Origin of the sequence: Streptosporangium sp. LJ11 (assembly GCF_051918945.1) — a bacterium.
Taxonomy (GTDB): Bacteria; Actinomycetota; Actinomycetes; order Streptosporangiales; family Streptosporangiaceae; genus Streptosporangium.
Genome location: NZ_JBPXMB010000021.1, coordinates 27,379 through 44,292, shown reverse-complemented (window position 1 = coordinate 44,292; position 16,914 = coordinate 27,379). Strand labels below are relative to the sequence as shown.

Annotated in this window: 13 protein-coding genes; 8 read left to right on the top strand and 5 right to left on the bottom strand. The window is 71.9% G+C overall.

Annotation, left to right across the window (positions count from 1 at the left end; translation table 11 throughout):
• Window positions 1-684: 684 nt before the first annotated feature.
• From ACTOQ3_RS28580 to ACTOQ3_RS28565, 4 genes are all read left to right on the top strand, one after another.
• Complete coding sequence (locus tag ACTOQ3_RS28580; protein WP_440086496.1) at window positions 685-3,615, top strand: ATP-binding protein; 2,931 nt, start codon at window positions 685-687, stop codon at window positions 3,613-3,615.
• An 84-nt stretch (window positions 3,616-3,699) separates the two neighbouring features.
• Window positions 3,700-4,977 carry an amidohydrolase family protein gene (locus ACTOQ3_RS28575; RefSeq protein ID WP_440086495.1) on the top strand — a complete coding sequence of 426 codons (1,278 nt, stop codon included), beginning with the start codon at window positions 3,700-3,702 and terminating at the stop codon, window positions 4,975-4,977.
• A complete protein-coding gene (locus ACTOQ3_RS28570; protein WP_440086494.1) occupies window positions 4,974-5,420 on the top strand; it encodes a DUF6294 family protein in 447 nt (148 codons plus the stop codon). Before ACTOQ3_RS28575 ends, ACTOQ3_RS28570 begins: the two co-directional genes overlap by 4 nt.
• A 235-nt stretch (window positions 5,421-5,655) precedes the next feature.
• The gene (locus ACTOQ3_RS28565; RefSeq protein WP_440086493.1) at window positions 5,656-6,579 is read left to right on the top strand and encodes a hypothetical protein; all 924 of its coding nucleotides are present in this window, start codon (window positions 5,656-5,658) and stop codon (window positions 6,577-6,579) included.
• Between the two features lie 404 nt (window positions 6,580-6,983).
• Here the strand turns inward: ACTOQ3_RS28565 and ACTOQ3_RS28560 are convergent, their stop codons facing one another.
• Entirely contained in the window at window positions 6,984-7,748 is a 765-nt protein-coding gene (locus tag ACTOQ3_RS28560) for an ABC transporter permease (protein ID WP_440086492.1), read from the bottom strand.
• On the bottom strand, window positions 7,745-8,689 hold the full coding sequence (locus tag ACTOQ3_RS28555; RefSeq protein ID WP_440086491.1) for an ABC transporter ATP-binding protein: 945 nt from the start codon (window positions 8,687-8,689) through the stop codon (window positions 7,745-7,747). Before ACTOQ3_RS28555 ends, ACTOQ3_RS28560 begins: the two co-directional genes overlap by 4 nt.
• 110 nt (window positions 8,690-8,799) lie before the next feature.
• On the opposite strand from ACTOQ3_RS28555, the gene ACTOQ3_RS28550 reads away from it, so the two are divergent.
• From ACTOQ3_RS28550 to ACTOQ3_RS28540, 3 genes are all read left to right on the top strand, one after another.
• Window positions 8,800-9,909, top strand: coding sequence for a histidine kinase (locus tag ACTOQ3_RS28550; protein ID WP_440086490.1), 1,110 nt, complete (start codon window positions 8,800-8,802; stop codon window positions 9,907-9,909).
• Complete coding sequence (locus tag ACTOQ3_RS28545) at window positions 9,906-10,556, top strand: response regulator (protein ID WP_440086489.1); 651 nt, start codon at window positions 9,906-9,908, stop codon at window positions 10,554-10,556. The genes ACTOQ3_RS28550 and ACTOQ3_RS28545 overlap by 4 nt, the downstream gene beginning before the upstream one ends.
• 140 nt (window positions 10,557-10,696) lie before the next feature.
• The gene (locus ACTOQ3_RS28540; protein WP_440086488.1) at window positions 10,697-13,114 is read left to right on the top strand and encodes a protein kinase domain-containing protein; all 2,418 of its coding nucleotides are present in this window, start codon (window positions 10,697-10,699) and stop codon (window positions 13,112-13,114) included.
• Between the two features lie 198 nt (window positions 13,115-13,312).
• On the opposite strand, the gene ACTOQ3_RS28535 is transcribed toward ACTOQ3_RS28540, so the two are convergent.
• Window positions 13,313-13,579, bottom strand: coding sequence for a hypothetical protein (locus ACTOQ3_RS28535; RefSeq protein ID WP_440086487.1), 267 nt, complete (start codon window positions 13,577-13,579; stop codon window positions 13,313-13,315).
• A gap of 105 nt (window positions 13,580-13,684) precedes the next feature.
• Between ACTOQ3_RS28535 and ACTOQ3_RS28530 the strand changes: the two genes are divergently transcribed.
• Window positions 13,685-14,302 carry a TetR/AcrR family transcriptional regulator gene (locus ACTOQ3_RS28530; RefSeq protein WP_440086485.1) on the top strand — a complete coding sequence of 206 codons (618 nt, stop codon included), beginning with the start codon at window positions 13,685-13,687 and terminating at the stop codon, window positions 14,300-14,302.
• Here ACTOQ3_RS28530 and ACTOQ3_RS28525 read toward each other — a convergent pair.
• Together ACTOQ3_RS28525 and ACTOQ3_RS28520 are read right to left on the bottom strand one after the other, a co-directional pair.
• Window positions 14,185-15,060 carry an AEC family transporter gene (locus tag ACTOQ3_RS28525; RefSeq protein WP_440086484.1) on the bottom strand — a complete coding sequence of 292 codons (876 nt, stop codon included), beginning with the start codon at window positions 15,058-15,060 and terminating at the stop codon, window positions 14,185-14,187. The genes ACTOQ3_RS28530 and ACTOQ3_RS28525 overlap by 118 nt on opposite strands.
• Window positions 15,061-15,174: 114 nt before the next feature.
• Complete coding sequence (locus ACTOQ3_RS28520) at window positions 15,175-16,893, bottom strand: carbohydrate-binding module family 20 domain-containing protein (protein ID WP_440086483.1); 1,719 nt, start codon at window positions 16,891-16,893, stop codon at window positions 15,175-15,177.
• Window positions 16,894-16,914: the final 21 nt, after the last annotated feature.

The window sequence follows — 16,914 nt, the reverse complement described above, 5'->3', positions numbered from 1 at the left end:
TCCGGCGCGTCCCTGCCTAACGTTCGGAAAGACCCGTCCTGACCGATCCACGGGGGGTGGGTGGGAAAAGGGCTTGATCCGTCCTCGTCATCGTGTCGATGACGCCGGTGCCGCTCCTCGCGGGTGTCGCACCGGCTGCCGGGAAGGCCGCGAGCCTGGCGGGGGCCGGCTCGCGGGCCGTCCCCTCCGGGTAATCCCGTCCGAGCCGTTCCCGGGGCCGGTCGTGGGAGCGGCGGGAGGTCGCCGAGGTCGCCCCACCGCGGGTGGGGCCGGGGAGACCCATGGGCGTTCGGTCTGGTTCATCGGTGATGGCATGCTCTTTTCCGGGACTCGGCCTACCGCGGTCCGGCGCCAACTCGTTCTCCAGGCCCCGGCACCCGTCATCACCAGGTCTCTCGGCCATCACCACGTCACCGCCACACGAGTCGCCGCTGACGCCGACGCGACCTGGAATCGCTACGCCCCAACGACCGCTCCGGGCGACCGCCACCGGGGCCGTGCTCTCGAATACGGACCACTTGATCAACGACTCCCGCCGGCATCAACCCCCTCTTCGCCGCCGTGCTTTTGAACCGGGTGGAACCGCTGGCACACTTGCGGAGGCGACAGTCGGGTGGAAGCGGTCGGTGAAGGCTGGTCGCGGGTGGAGCGGAGAAGGCGACGCGACAGGGGCAGGTCGGGTTCGTGGGGCGGGAGCGTGAGCTTGCGCTGCTCGCGGACCGGCTTGGCGCGGCCGCCGGTGGCGCGGGCCAGGTGGTTTTGCTGGCCGGGGAGCCCGGGGCGGGCAAGAGCCGCCTGGCGGAGGAGGCCGCGGCGCTGGCGGCGCGGATGGGGATGCGGTGCTGGTGGGGGCGGGCCACCGATGAGGAGGGCAATCCGGCGTATTGGCCGTTCCGGCAGGTCCTGCGGGCGCTCGGGCGATCCGGGGGCGCTCCGGGTCAGCACGCGGGTCACGGTGCCGGGCAGGGCGCCGAGCAAGGCATGGGACAGGAGGCCGGGCAGGGCACGGGAGGCGTCGTGCCGGAGCTGGGTGACCTGGTGCACGCGGGAGTGGGCGGGGCCGAGCAGCGGTTCCAGCTGTTCGAAGAGGTGAGCGGGCTGCTGGTGGCCGGGGCCGGGGCCGATGGGCTGCTGGTGGTCCTGGATGACCTGCATTGGGCGGACGAGGCGTCGCTGCGGCTGCTGGTGTACCTGGCTCGGGGAGTGGCCGGGTCACGGCTGGCGGTGCTGGCGATCTACCGGGACACCGAGATCGGGGAGCCGCTGCGGCGGATGCTGGCCTCGCTGGCCGGGGAGGCGTCGGTGACGCGGGTGCGGCTGACGGGCCTGGCCGAGGCCGAGGTCGGCGACTTGCTGGCCGGGGTCACCGGCTGGCCGTCGCCGGAATCGGTGGTCGGCGCGGTGAGTCGGCGTACGCAGGGAAATCCGTTCTTCGTCACCGAGTTGGCCCGGGTGCTGGGCGGCGAGCAAGGGGATGATGCAGAGCTGCCGGTCGGGGTCCGCGACGCCGTACGGGGTCGGCTGGATCGCCTGTCGGCGTGGTGCGGGCGGGTGGTGTCGGCGGCGGCAGTGCTGGGCTCGGCAGTGGACCCGCTCGCCTTGGCCGCGGCGGCCGAGTGGGAGGTGGGGGAGGTACTGAACGCGCTCGACGAAGCGGCGGCGGCCGGAATCCTGACCGCTCTGGCGGACACGGGGGCGCGCGCAGGCGGGAGCACGGGTGGCGCGACGGAGGCGAGACCCACAGGTGTGCGGTTCGGGCACGATCTGATCCGGGAGGCGGCGCGGCTGGAGGTGTCCACGGCGGAGCGGCTCACGTTGCATCTGCGGATGGCGGAGTACCTGATCGGGCGGGTCGATGCGGCCGACCGGGTCAGTGAGGTGGCCTTTCACCTGCTGGAGTCGCTGCCCTCGGGGGACGCCGGCCTGGCCGTGGCGTGGGCCGAGCGCGCCGCGGGGCAGGCGATGGCGCAACTGGCGTGGGAGGAGGCCGCCGCCCTGTACGGGCGCGCGGTGGCCGCGGCGGCCGACGCGGCCTTGGGCGGGCCGGACCGGTGCCGGTTACTGATGGCGAGAGCTCGTGCGCAGGTCAGGGCGTACGAGATGGTCGGCGCCCGCCGGTCGTTGCTCGCGGCCGCCGCCATCGCGCGAGAGGCCGGCGACGCGCGGACCATCGGCGAGGCGGCCATGATCATGGAGGGGGTCACCGACTTCGCGTGGGACGCCACCGGCGGCGCGCTGTACGCCGAGGCGCTGGCGGGCATCCCCGAACAGGACAGCGCGCTGCGGGCGCGGCTCCTGGCCCAGTTCGCGGTGAACGATTCGTGGACTTCGTCCAGCGATGCCGGGGCCCTTTCGGCCGAAGCACTGGCCATGGCCGAACGGGTCGGCGACCGAAGGGCCGTCAAGGAGGCGCTGCGGGCCAGACAACTCGCTCGCAGCGGCCCGGACGGCGTGGCCGACCGGCTGGCCCTCGGGGACCGGATGCTGGCCATGGGCGAGGCCGACCGTGACGATGACGCGGTGCTGTGGGGCCGGCTGTGGCGTTTCGACGCGCTGGCGCAACTGGGCCAGATCGACCGGGCCGAGGCCGAACTGGACCCGATCGACACGGTGGCCCGGCGGCTGCGCTCGCCACTGGCACGCTGGCACGCGCTGCGCTACCAGGCCGCGATCGCCCTGGCCCGCGGCCGTTTCGGTGATGCGCTCGCGCTGGGGGAACAGGCGTTGGAATTGGCGCGGCGGGCCGGCCACGAGGGCGCCCTGGTGCCGTCGCACGGCTTCCTGGTGATGGTGCGAACCCAGGCCGGAAGCGCCGACCAGTCGATCGAGGCGGCGGTCCAAGTGAACCCGGCCACCGTCGCGATGCCTCCCGCCTGGGCGTTGTTGCTGGTGGCGTCCGGACGGCGGGAGGAGGCCCGGCAGATCTACCAGACGTTGCCGCCCGCGTCGTCGGTGCCGGGTTTTCTTCTGCTGAGCGCGCTCGCCGTCACGGCCGAACTCGCCGCGGAGTTCGACGACCGGGAGGCGGCCGCCGAGACGTACCGTGCAATGGCACCGTATGCCGATCTGTTCGCCTGCGGTGGGGCCGGCGTGATCGCGGTCCTCGGCTCGATGCGGCTGCCGCTCGGAAGGGCGGCCGCCGCGCTGGGCCGCCTCGACGATGCCGTACGTCACCTGCGCGTCGCCGCCGAGATCAACGAGCGGGCGGGCATGCCGCCCATGGCCGCCTTCGCCCGATACGAACTGGCCCGTGCCCTGGCCAGGCGCCGACGGCCGGGAGACCGGGACGAGGCGGTCGCGCTGGCCGAGTCGGCGGGCTCGGCGGCCGGAGGGCTCGGCATGGCTCCCCTGCGGGAGCGCTGCGCGGAGCTGGCGCGATCGCTGTCCGGCCGGGTGGCCGGCCCGCTGACTCGGCGCGAGGACGAGATCGCCGTGCTGGTGTCCCAGGGCCTGACCAGCCGGCAGATCGCCGCCGCCGTGCACATCGCCGAGCGGACAGTGGAGAATCACGTACAGCACATCCTGGGCAAACTCGGCTTCACCAGCCGCGCCCAGATCGCCGCCTGGGTCGCCTCCGGCCGTCCGCGGCGACAGACGGACACGGAGCCCGGGTAGACGCACGGGTTGCCCTGGATGAGTACCGGCCATGAGTAGTTTCCCGGACGCGGGCAGGGCCCCGGTGGCCGCACGCTGACGTGCATGAACACCAGCTCCTTCCGGCTCGGCGGACTCACGGTCCTGCGCGCCGCGTGGCTGTACGACGGCATCGGCCCGGCCCTGACCCCCGATCCCGTCCTCGTGCTCGACGGCGGCGTCATCGTGGCCGTCGGCCCGTTCGACGGTGTGCCGCAGGGGGCCACCGTCGTCGACCTCGGCGGTGCGACGCTGCTGCCGGGCCTGATCGACACGCACGTTCACCTGGCCTTCGACGCGAGCCCGGATCCGGTGGGCAACCTGGCAGGCCGAGACGCCGCCGCCGCCCTCGCCGCGATGGCGGCGGCCGCCAGGCGGGCCGTCCGCGGCGGGGTGACGACGGTGCGCGATCTCGGCGACCGGGACTATCTGAGCCTCGCGCTGCGCGGCGCCGCCGCGTCCGACCGCTCTCTACCGACGATCGTCGCGGCCGGGCCGCCGATCACCACGCCCAGAGGGCACTGCCACTACCTGGGCGGCGCCGCGACCGGCGTGGACGGGGTCCGCGCGGCCGTGCGGGAACGCGCCGAGCGCGGCGTCGACATCATCAAGATCATGGCGAGCGGGGGCAACCTGACCCCCGGCACCCACCCTGAGCTGCCCCAGTTCACGCCGGAGGAGCTGCGGGCCGCCGTGGCCGAGGCGCACCGCCACCACCTGCCGGTCACCGCCCACGTGCACGGCACCCAAGCCGTCGCCGACGCGGTCGCGGCGGGTGTGGACGGTCTTGAGCACGTCACCTTCATGACCTCGGAAGGCGTCGACCCGGCGCCGGACGACCTTGTCAAGGCCATAGCGGAACGCGGCATCGCACTCGGGATCACGCTCGGCGTGGTCCCGGTGGAGGGGGGCGCGATGCCGTCCGCAATGGCGGCCCGGGTACCGGCGCTGACCGCCAACGCCCGCCGACTGCACGCGTCCGGGGCGCGAATCGTCGCCGGGACCGACGCCGGCATCGGCCCGGTCAAGCCGCCCGACGTCCTGCGCTGGGCCGTCGGCCAGTTCCCCGGCATCGGCCTGACCAGAACCGAGGCGCTGCGCGCCGCCACCTCCCTCGCCGCCGAGGTGTGCGGGCTGGGAGATCGCAAGGGCCGACTCGCCCCTGGCTACGACGCCGACATCCTGGCCGTCGACGGCAACCCACTCGAAGACCTCAACGCCCTGCACCACATCCGCGCCGTCTACGTCCGCGGTACCCCCCTGCTCACCCCGATTCCGCCTCCGACAACCTTCGGCCGGCGCATTCCGACCAACCCTCACTACGAAAGGAATCAACCGTCATGAACCGATCCCGCTTCCGCATGACCGTGGGCGCCACCTCGACCCTGGTAGCCCTGGCCTTGGGACCGACGCTCCCGAGCGCCGCGTCCTCCACGTCGCTGTCCCCCATGTCCTTCACGTGGAGCAGGCCGATGACGGCGGGGAACTGCACGATGTTCGAAGGCGCCCGATGGACCCTGTACCCGAGCGGCAGAGCCACGTTCGACGGCACGGTCACCAGCGGCGACGACAACGACGCCTGGCTGATGTGGGCGCGCCTCAAGGACGAGAACAACGCCGTGCTCGGCACGTTGACCAACGTCGACGTCCAGGACCGTTCCGACCCGACCAAGTTCGTCCAGGGCCTGCCCAGCAGCTCGCAACGCTACCGCTGGTTCGCCTCCGGTAAATTCAAAAAGCACCTGTTCCCCCTCATCAAGCGCATGTCCCTCGCCAAGCACTGCTGACCACCCTCCGCGACAGGCCACACGGCCTGCCGCGCCCCCACGATCAGACCGGCGGGAACGACATCCGGCCGCTGGCGCGCTCGGTGTGGGACATGCGGAGGGAGGATTTACATTTCGCGATCAGAGGTGGACCACCAGGTTGTGGAATCATCCGCACCCGCAATACACCCTGTGATTTGAGTGGAGGTAGCGAATTATGACAGGCCCACACATAATGTCGATCCGGGTGCCTGCAATGGCCTGGCTGGAGTGGAATCCTGACGGCGACGACTTCCCGCGCTGGTCCGAGGCGCGCAACGTGATAGGGACGACCATCCGCTGGACCGAGCCGCAACTGCTCTGGGATCGGCGAACCAGCAACGTCCCATCGATCGCGGGCAACAGCACCGACACCGTCATGGCGTGGAAGGGCTCCGGTCACGACGAGCACATCTGGTTCTCGCGGCTGCAGCGGCTGCCTGACGCGATCCCAGGCGGCACGCAGTACGCCTGGGGGCCGTACGTCCCAGCGGGAAACGGCCACCGCACTTTCAAAACCAAGAATTTTCCTACCATGGTTCAATACAGCGGCCGGATGTTCATGTTCTGGAAGACGACCCCGGATGCGGCTGCAGGCGACGGCGGCACCTCTATGCGCTGGTCGGAGCTACGTGGTGACACGTGGGTGCAGCCAGGCGAGGGGAACCCGCCCACCCCCGCATGGTGGCTCCCGGACATCCGCACCGAGGACGGCGTCGCGGCCACGGAGCACCAGGGAAAGCTGTACATCGCCTGGCGCGAGGAAGGAACCAAGGAGATCCGGCTGGCGCACTGGGACGGAGCGCGTCTGTCAGACCCGATTTCTTTCACCGATCATAGGGTCACCAGCAAGGTTCCTGCCCTCGTGTCCGATGGCAGACATCTGTACATGGCCTGGCGAAGCGTCGACAACAACGATATCTGGTGGTCGACGTTGGAGGGACCCCCACAGTACCTGCCCGTAGGATGGACCACCGGCAGCCCGGCGCTCGGCCGGACGAACCGGGGCCTCGTGATGGTCTGGGTCGGCAGTGACGACAACTTTCTCTGGTGGTCCCAATTCCAGAACGGACAGTGGAGCGGTCAGCAGCGGTTCACTGACCGGCACATGAACCTCGACCTGCGGGTCAGTCTGGCGTAGCACCAGCAGTGTGACCCCTCGCGGCGCCCCATGTCGCCGGTTCCCGGATGACACAGGGGTGTGTGTTCAGAGCTGACGGCTACTTGATGTGTTCAAACCCGGGTCACCCTGGCATGCACGCTCCCGTGTGCCAGAAAAGGTCGACTCTCCTGATTTCATGCCGCAGGTCGGCTGCGGCAACGACGCCACCCCTTCTCCGCGAAGCAACTCCACCAGCGCCGAACTCTTCACCGGGGGTTGAAGAACAGTCGAACGCTGTTTCCGGAAGATCAAGACCTGGCGCGGCCTGGCGACCCGCTACGACAAAACCCCGGAAAGCTACAAGGCCGGACTCCACCTCCGAGGCGCGATCATGTGGCTGAAGCTCCTCACCTCAGCCACATGATCCGAACTCTGAACGGTTCCTAGTCCCAGCGGAAGAACACGGCCGCGACAACGCTGCCGAACACGACGCAGGCGGCGAGGCCGATCAGGTTGGAGGCCTCGACGGGGGCGCCGATCCAGGCGGCCGACAGGGCCTGGCTCCCGGCGCCGAACGGCAGCCACTGCCCGATCGTCGTGATCACCTCTGGGAGACTGCCGCGCCCGCCGAACATGCCGCCGGTGGCGCCCAGGACGAAGAAGACGCTCAGGCCGATCGCCACGGAGGAGTTCGGGGTGGGCGACAGCGCGGCGACGATCAGGCCCACGGCGTACATGGCGGCCACCGTCAGCGCCAGCGCACCGAGCGCCGCGCCGACACGCACCGGGGGGCTGGCGTCGAACGCCAGCAGGGCCAGGAGCCAGGCGGCCGCGATGCCGACGGTGATCTGCAGCGCGCCGGCGGCCGCCTGGGCGACGAGAACCAGCGCGGGAGAGGCGGGCGTCACCCCGAGGCGTCGCAGGATGCCGCTGCGGCGGTAGTAGGCCAGGAAGCTCGGCATGTTGACGATGCCGGTGGTGGCCACGACCATCGTGAACACCAGCGGCAGTACGTAGACGTCGAACGCCGTGCGGCCGTGCGCGATCGTCTCCCGGCCGGCGGACGAGGCGTTCATCACCAGGATGAGCATGGGCATGCCGATCGGCACGATCAGCCCGGCGGTGTCGCGGGCGACCATCTTGAGCTCGCAGATCAGCAGTCCGGCCCAGGCGCGCGGGCCGGGGCGGTGGACGACGATGTCCGTCATCGGACCGTCTCCTCCTCGGCGTCGAGCCGGTGCCCGGTCAGGACGGCGAAGGCGTCGTCCAGGCCGGCCTGTTCGCTGCGCGTCCCGGTCGCCACGACGCCGGCGCGTACGAGCGCGACGCTGACGGCCTGGAGCAGGTCACCGTGGCCTTCGACGACGACGCGGTCGCCGTCGGCGCGTACCCGCTCGACCTCGTCGAGTCCTTCGAGCAGCCCGCCCGGCACGGGGGCGGCCGTGCGGAAGGTGACCCTCTGGGCGAACCCGGCCCTTCGCACGAGTCCGGAGGGCGAGTCGAGGGCGATGACCCGTCCCTCGTCGAGCAGTGCGACCCGGTCGCACAGTCGTTCGATCTCCTCCATGGAGTGGCTGACGAGCAGGACGGTCACGCCGGACTCGCGCAGCCGCTCAAGGGTCGACCACATCTGGCGGCGTGCCTCGGGGTCGAGCCCGGTGGTGAGCTCGTCGAGGATCACCACCCGGGGCCGCCCGACGAGGGCGAGCGCGATCGACAGCCGTTGCTGCTGGCCGCCGGAGAGATTCTCGAAGCGGGTGCGGTGGGAGGCGGTCAGGCCGACCGACTCGATCAGGTCGCCGGCCGGCAGCGGGTCGCGGTAGAAGGTCCCGTACAGGCGGACCAGCTCGGTGACCGTGAGCGCGGAGTGCAGGGTGGCCTCCTGCAACTGGACTCCGAGAACCTGGCGCAGCCGGGCCCGGTCGCGCCGGGTGTCCAGGCCGAGCACGCGGACGGTGCCGCGGTCGGGCCGCCTGAGCCCGGCGATCAGCTCGACGGTGGTCGTCTTGCCGGCTCCGTTGCGTCCCAGGATGCCGAAGATCTCGCCGGCGGCGACCGAGAGGCTGACCTCCTCGACGGCGACCTTGGAGCGGTAGCGCTTGTGCAGACGGTCCGCCTCGACGGCGGGAGATGACGTTGTCGCATGCATGCCGTCGACGTTAGAAAGGGCGAGCCCCAGGCGCCTGTGCCGATGGTCAGTATCGGCACCCATGACTTTTGGCACCTCGGCCCGGATGCGAGCGCCAGTAAAGTGATGCTATGCGGCGAATCGAGCCGGACGCGTGGGCGGGGCTGGCGGTGCTGCTGGTGTGCCTCGCGGTGGGCACCCCGATACTGCTCGGCGCGGCCGAGACGTGGGTGCCCCGGCCGGTGTGGGGCGCGCTGTTCGTGGCGCTGCTGGTCACCTCGCTGACCGCCGTGCTCTGGGAGGATTGCCGGCGAAGGCGGGCGTGGGCCTGTTACGGCGCGGCCGTCGTGCTGGGGTGGCTGACGATCCTGACGGCGCCCGGCGCCGGGTGGCTGCCGATCCTGCTGGTCTTCGTCGCGGCCTTGGGCGCGTACATCGCACCGCCGTGGGCGGGCCCGCTGGTGGTCGTGCTCAACACCGTCGTCATCGCCGTGACCGTGGGTCTCACCGGCGCCGCCTTCCCCCAGATCGGCCTCAGCGCGCTGCTGTACCTGCTGATCCAGGTCGCGACGCTGCTGAGCTCGCTGGCGACCATCCGGGAGCAGCGGATGCGCCGTGAGCTGAGCGAGGCACATCTGGAGCTGCGGGCGGCGAGTGTCATCCTGGCCGACACCGCACGCGCCCACGAACGCCTGCGCATCGCCCGGGAACTGCATGACCTGATGGGGCACCAGCTCACGGCGCTCACCCTGGAGCTGGAGGTCGCCCGGCACCGCGACGGCCCCGGCGCGCGCGTGCACATCGAGCGCGCCGACCGGGTGGCGCGGGACCTGCTCCGCGACGTGCGCACGACCGTCGGGCAGCTGCGCACCGACGCGCCCGATCTGCGCGAGTCCCTGACCGCCGTAGTACGCGACATTCCCGGCCTTGAGGTCGGTGTGTGGATCGACGACGACGTACGCCCCACCGAGGAGGTGACCATGACGCTCATCCGCGTCGTCCAGGAGATCGTCACCAACACCGTCCGGCACGCGGACGCGACCTCGTTGCGCATCCGGATCGAGAGCACGCCGGACCGGGGTGTGAGGCTCACCTCCGTCGACGACGGGCGCGGCAGTCCCCATCTGCGGCCGGGCAACGGGTTGCGCGGCCTGAGCGAGCGGATCGGCGCGGTCGGCGGCGACGTGCGGCTCGACGGCAGCGACGGTTTCCGCGTCACCGCCAGGGTGCCGGCGCGGTGATCCGGGTGATCGTGGTCGACGACCAGACCCTGGTGCGGCAGGGCATCCGCAGCCTGCTCGACCTGACCGACGACATCGAGGTGGTGGGGGAGTCCGACGACGGCATGTCCGCGCTGGCGGCGATCGAGGAGCACGCCCCCGACGTCGTCCTGCTCGACCTGCGCATGCCCCGCCACGACGGCATCTGGGTGCTCAGGGCGTTGCAGGAGCGCGCGGGCGGCTCGCCGCCGGTGCTCGTGCTGACCACGTTCGACAACGACACCCTGGTGCTGGACGCGATGCGGGCGGGGGCATGCGGCTACCTGCTGAAGGACGTGACGCTCGAACGGCTGACCCGGGCCATCCGCGTCCTGACCGACGGGGGGACGCTGATCTCGCCGTCGATCACCGATCGGCTGCTGCGCGCGGTGCACCGCCGCCGGTCGGCGGATGACGACGATCTGCCCGCGATCCAGCAGCTCACCGAACGAGAGGTGGAGGTGCTGCGGCTCGTCGCGGAGGGGTACAGCAACCGCGAGATCGCCCGGGCCCTGTTTCTGGCAGAAGGCACGGTGAAGAACCACGTCTCGACCGTGCTGCTCAAACTCGGGGCTCGCGACCGGACCAACGCGGTGCTGCGCGCCCTGCACGCCAGCATCCTCGACTGATAGTAGTTGGCCAGCATTTGGCGCAATTCGCTGATACTGGCATGCTCCTTTCCGGGACTCGGCTGCCCGGAACCCGGCGCGTGCGGCAGGGCGCCGGCCGCCGGACCACTCGGGCGGGTTCGCGGCGGGGGAGGAGCACGATGGCCGGTACAGAGCTCAGATCCGGCGACCCCACCGCCTTCGGGTCGTACACGATCGAGGCCAGGCTGGGCGAGGGCGGGCAGGGCACGGTCTACCTCGGCCGTGACCCGGCCGGTGAGCGCGTCGCGGTCAAGGTGCTGCACCCGAGGTTCGCCGCCGACCAGGTCGCGAGGACGCGCTTCCAGCGGGAGATCGCCGTCGCCCGGCAGATCGCCGAGTTCTGCACCGCCCGGGTGCTCGACGCGGGGGAGAGCGACGGCCACCTCTACGTGGTGAGCGAGTTCATCGACGGGCCGTCGCTGCAGCAGGCCGTCGAGAGTGAGGGACCGCGCGACGGCGCCGCCCTGCAGCGCATCGCGATCAGCACGGCCACCGCGCTCGTCGCCATCCACCAGGCGGGGATCGCGCACCGCGACTTCAAACCGGCCAACGTGCTCCTCGGCTTCGACGGCCCGCGGGTCATCGACTTCGGCATCTCCAAGGCGCTCGACGCCGGGTCCGCCCAGACCAGCGGCGCCATCGGGACCCCGGCCTACATGTCACCCGAGCAGGTGCACGGTCAGCTCGTCGCCGCCCCCTCGGACGTGTTCAGCTGGGCCGTGACGATGGTGTTCGCCGCCACCGGCGGCCCCGCGTTCGGCCAGGACTCCATCCCGGCCGTGCTCCACCGCATCCTCAACGCCGAGCCCGACCTGTCCGGGGTGCCCGAGGGGCTGCGGCCGCTGCTGCGCGCCTGCCTGGCCAAGAACCCCGCCGCCCGGCCGGCCGCCCCCGACCTGCTGTTCCGGCTGATCCGCCAGCCGTCGGCGGGAGCCGTCGCGCCACCGTCACCGCCGCAGGCCGGGCACCCGGTACGGGACCGGCCACCGTCGTCCCAGCCGTCCCCCGGTCGGGACGGCGAGTCCGGGCAGCCGTCTCCCGGGTGGGGTGCCGACTCCCGGCGGCCCACCCGGCTCCCGCCGTCCCGGCAGCCGCTCTCTCGGTCGCCGTCCGAGCCGCCGTCCGAGTCGCCGTCCCCGCCGTTGCCGTCGTTGCCGCCACCCGGGCGGAGCGCCGCGCCCCCGCAGCCGTCGTACGCCGGGCCGTCACCGATCGGCCCGGGCGCCGCGCCGGGGCAGTGGCGCCCGGCGGATCCCGGGGTACCGGCCTTTCCCGGTGACGCGCGGGAGGGGTCCGCCGACGCGACCGTGCCCGGCGGGTCCGGACGGTCGCGGTCGTGGCGGATCGGGGCCGCCGTCGCCGCCACCGCCGTCGCGGTCTCCGCGGGAGCCTTCGTGCTCCCGCCGCTGCTGGCGGGTACGGGGGAGGAGCCCGCGGACCCCACCCCCGTCGCGCTGACCGGATCCCCGTCGGTCTCCGGCGGATCCCCCTCGCCCGGCGAATCAACGCCGCCCAGCACTTCGCCGTCTCCCGGCGGTTCCCCCTCTCCCGGTGGATCGGCGTCCCCCGCGGCCACCCCCACCTCGGTCACCGGGGACTGGAGGAGCGCGCCGGTCGGCGGCCCGCTGCGCGGCCATCGCGACGACCTCCAGACGGTGGCGATCGCTCAGGTGGACGGCAGGCCCGTGATCGTCTCCGGTGCCAACGACCGCACCGTCCGCCTGTGGGACCTGGCCACCCGCAGGCCGCTGGCCACGCTCGCCGGGCACACCAACTGGGTGCGCTCCGTCGCGGTCACCGAGCTGGACGGCAGGACGATCGCGGTGTCGGGCGGCGACGACGGCACCGTCCGCCTGTGGGACCTCACCACCCGCAAGCCGGTCGGCAAACCCTTCGACGCCGCCGTGCCCGTCTTCTCCCTCGCCCTGGCCACTCTCGACGGCGAGCCCGTCGTGGTGACCGGCGGACGCGACGGGAGCCTGCGCCTGTGGGACCTGAGGACGGGCGCCGCGATCGGCAAGGCCCGCCGTGCCGCCGACGGCGCCGTGTTCGGCCTGGCCACCGCCGAGCTCGACGGCGAGCCCGTCGTGTTCACCGGCGGCGGCGACGGCACGGTGCGCCGCTGGCCGCTCCGCTCGGGGCCCGGCAAGACGATCCTCACCCAGCGCGGCCAGGTCACCGCCGTCACCACGGCCGAGCTGGACGGCAGGCTCGTGGTGCTGTCCGCCGGTGGCGCGCAGGACATCCACATCGACGACGCCGCGGGCGACGGTGAGGCACGCCCGCCCATCCGGAGCCACAGCGGCTGGGTCTACTCCCTGGCCGTCGGCCGGGTGGGATCGCTCACCGTCGTCGTCTCCGGCAGCAACGACTCCACCGCGCGGGTCCACGACCTCGACACGGGAAAGCCGGCGGGGCGGCCGTTCAAGGCCCACGACCACAACGTGTTCGCCGCCGCGGTGACCGAGCTCGGCGGGCGCCCCGTCGCGGTCACCGCAGGCGGCGACGACACCGTCCGCGTCTGGCGCCTGGGCTGACCGGTCCCCGCAGGATGCCCTCGCGCTCGTAGAAGCGCAGCGCGTCCGTCCGTGTCCGGCGCCTGCGCTGGCCGGTCCCCGGGTCGCCGGGCTCCTGCCTCGACCAGCCGTACGCTCCCGGAACGTGCCGCGTCTCCGGGGGGCGTGCGGATTTCCAAGAACGTGCCGCCTGTCCCGGAGCGTGCCGCGCCGCGCCGGTCAGCGACCGGCGGCGAGCTCCGAGAAGATCTCCACCAGTTCCGGCCGGTCGAACGGGCCGACGTGGGGGGCCGCGACGCTCCGCACGTCGGTCGGGTTGTCCGGGGTGAGACGGTCGGCCTCCTTGATGAACCGGTCCTGCAACGCGGGCGGGATCAGCCGGTCGAGGGTGAGGCGCACGTAGGTCCGGGGAATCCGGCCCCAGGTGTGCGCCTCACCCTGGGCCTCGGCCGTCGGGATGCCGGCGGTCTCGTCCGGCTCCAGCATGTTGAGCAGCCGCCGCCCCCCGTCGGCGCCCTCATGGGCCGGACGCGGCCGGTCGTCGTGACTCCTCCTCCGGCACCACGGCGGGCCGGCGTTTCCCGGCAGGCGTTGGACCGGAGGCGGACTCTCCGCGCCGCCATCGCGATCGCCGACACCGAGCGACTCGACGCCGTGTCCATGCGACGGTTCGCGGCCGAGTTCGGTGTCGGCCCGATGTCGCTGTACCGGCACGTCGCGAGCAAGGAGGAGCTGGTGACGCAGATGACCGACGAGGTCTTCGGCGAACCCGAGCTGCCCGTTCCGGGGCCGGACGGCTGGCGGGCCAAGCTCGAACTGATCTCCCGCCTGCAGTGGGAGCCGTGCCGGCGGCACCTCTGGCTACCCAGGGCCGTCTCGCTCGTCCGCCCGTCGCTGGCGCCCAACGTGATGGAGCACACCGAATGGACCCTGCGCGCGCTCGACGGGCTCGGACTGCCCATGACGACACGGATCCGCGAGGCGCTCACGCTGCCCGCCTTGGTCCTCAGCGTCGCGCTGTCCATGGCGGACGAATCTCGACGGTCTCGCCGTCCTGGTGGAGCGGGCGCGCCCGTAGTCCCGTCCTCGGATCAGGCGGCTCCCAGCAGGGCGATGGCCGACAGGGTGCCCAGGGACAGGACGCTGGAGACGAGGATGGCGTCGCGGGGCAGGTCGGTGGGGCGGCCGTACTCGGCGGCGTACACGTAGGTGTTCTGCGCGGTGGGGAGCCCGGCGAACAGGACGGCCGCGAAGAGCGCCGGGCCGTCGAGGCCCAGGAGGAAGCGCCCGGCCAGGAAGGCCAGCAGCGGCTGGAGCAGCAGCTTGAGCATCACCGCCGGTGCCGTCGCGCGCCAGGAGACGGCCGAGCCGTTCAGGGACATGCCCAGCGAGAAGAGCGCCAGGGGCACCGCGGCGCCGCCGAGGATCTCCAGGGGCCTCAGCGCGAGGTCGGGCAGCCGCAGGCCGAGGGCCGACACGCCCAGACCGAGGAAGGAGGCGATCACGATCGGCGTCCGCAGCGGGGCGAGGAAGGACGCGCGCCCGGCCCCGAGGCCGAGGAAGATCAGCGGGGAGACCACCAGGACCTGGAAGATCAGGACCGACACCACGAACGTCGCGTCGTTCAGGACGTACAGGCCGACGGGGATGCCGAGGTTGCCGGCGTTGACGTAGGACGACGACATCGCGGCGAGCACCCGTTCCGGCAGCCCGCCGCGGAACAGCGCGAGCGCGAGCAGGCCGACGGCGAAGGTGCTGATCGCGAAGGCGACCAGCGGGCCGGGCTGGATCCGGTCGAGCGGGGTACGGCTGAGCGTGGTGAACAGCACCGCAGGCATCGCGACGGTGAACGCGAACCGCGTCAGCGCCTGCCGGGCCTGGTCGCTCGCCCATCCGAACCGGGCGGCCAGCCAGCCGAGGGCGCCGATAAACCATATCGGGATAAATGCTGTTATAACCGCCTGCACCCGGCATACCGTATCTGGGCCCTCGCGTTCCCCGGCGAGCCCGGCCCCGGCCGGTGCGGCTTTCCGGGCCGCGCCGGCCAGGGCCGGGCCGTGTCAGTCAGGGCCGGTCGGGGGTCAGCGCCAGGAGTCGGTGCGGGTCGCGGTGCCGCCGGAGGGGGTGGTGAAGGAGCGGTCGGGGTCGCTCTCCCAGGTCACCGAGCCGTCGGAGTTCTTCTTGATGTACTTGTACTGGATCGCCGTGCCGGCCGGCAGGTTCACCGTGGCCCTCCAGACCGGGTAGGCGGCCGACGACAGGGCGACGGCGTTCACCGGGTTCCAGGAGCCCAGCGCGGCGACGTCGCCGACGACGAAGACGTTCTGGCCCCAGCTCGTGGTCACGGTCGCGTTGAACGTGGTGGCGACCTGGCCGGGGTCGACCGTCGGGGTCGGGCCGGGGCCCGAGGCGCCGGTGTGGACGGCGACGGCGCCCCTGGCCGGAACGGTCACCGAGGCCGAGCCGTCCGGACCGACGGTCACCGAGCCGCCGCCCGCGACGTTGGCGTAGGTTCCGGCGGGCAGGCCGGTGGCGAAGGTGCGGGTGACGCTCCCGCCCTCGTTGTTGATCGCGATCCAGCCCTTGGCGCCCCGGCTGAAGGCGATCACGTTGTTGCCGTTGTCGTACCAGTCGCCGACCGAGGTGCCCTGCACGGCGCGGTTGAAGCCGACCATGCCGTTCATCTGGCGGTGGAAGCAGGTCCACCGGCCGTTGCCGCAGTCGGCGTCGGTGGCGAAGCCGCCGTTGGCCGACGGCGGGCCGGCCTCGCCGTCGCTCCAGGTGAACCCGGAGTAGACCCTGGGCGTGCCGTACGGCCAGGCGAGCATGAAGACGTTGGCCAGCCGGTAGGCGTCGCCGTACTTGTAGTTCATGGTCGAGCCGTTGCGCTCGGTGTCGTGGTTGTCGACGAACACCACGGCCTTGTCGCTCGGCACCGACAGGCCCCAGCTCTGCCCGAAGGACCGCAGGTTCCTGATCTGGCCGCCGTTGAACTGCTCCTTGAGCCTGCGCCCGTACACGAACTCGTGCACGTCGCCGATCCCGGTGTACTGGCCCGGGCTGATCGCCTCGCCGTCGCCCTGGATGACCTCCTGGTGGATGTACGGCGAGCCGGTGAGCCTGCCCTTGATCGCGGCCAGGTCGCCGGGGTCGATGTGCTTGGCGGCGTCGATACGGAAACCGTCCACACCCAGGGAGGTCAGCTTGTTGAGGTAGCCGGCGATCCGGTCGCGGACGTACTCGGAGCCGGTGTTGAGGTCGGCCAGGCCGACCAGCTCGCAGTTCTGCACCCGCCAGCCGTCGTTGACGTAGTCGGAGCCGTTGATCCCGCAGGTGGGGGAGTGGAAGTCGGCGGCGGAGTAGAGCCCGGGGTAGTCGTACTTGCCGAAGGTGTGGCCGCCGTAGCTGGTGCTGCCCTGGCCGGTCATGTGGTTGACGACGGCGTCGGCGTGGACCTTGAGCCCGGCGGAATGGCAGGCGTTCACCATGTTCCTGAACGCGTTCTCGTCGCCGAACTTGCTGGTGAGGGTGTAGCGGGCGGGCTGGTAGACGTCCCACCAGACCGCGCCGCCCCGCGACATCGAGTCGTTCGGCGGGGAGACCTGCACGGCGGCGTATCCGGCCGGGCCGAGGACGTCGGTGCACTCCCTGGCGACGGAGTTCCAGTTCCAGTTCCACAGTTTGACGATCGGGCCGGGGGTGGGCGGCGCGGCCTGGGCGGGGAGGGCGCCGGGCACCAGCACGGCGGCGCTCACCAGAGCGCTCAACGCCGTGGCAACGACGACTCTGTAGGGTTTCACGGGTGGGGGCCTCCAGGATCG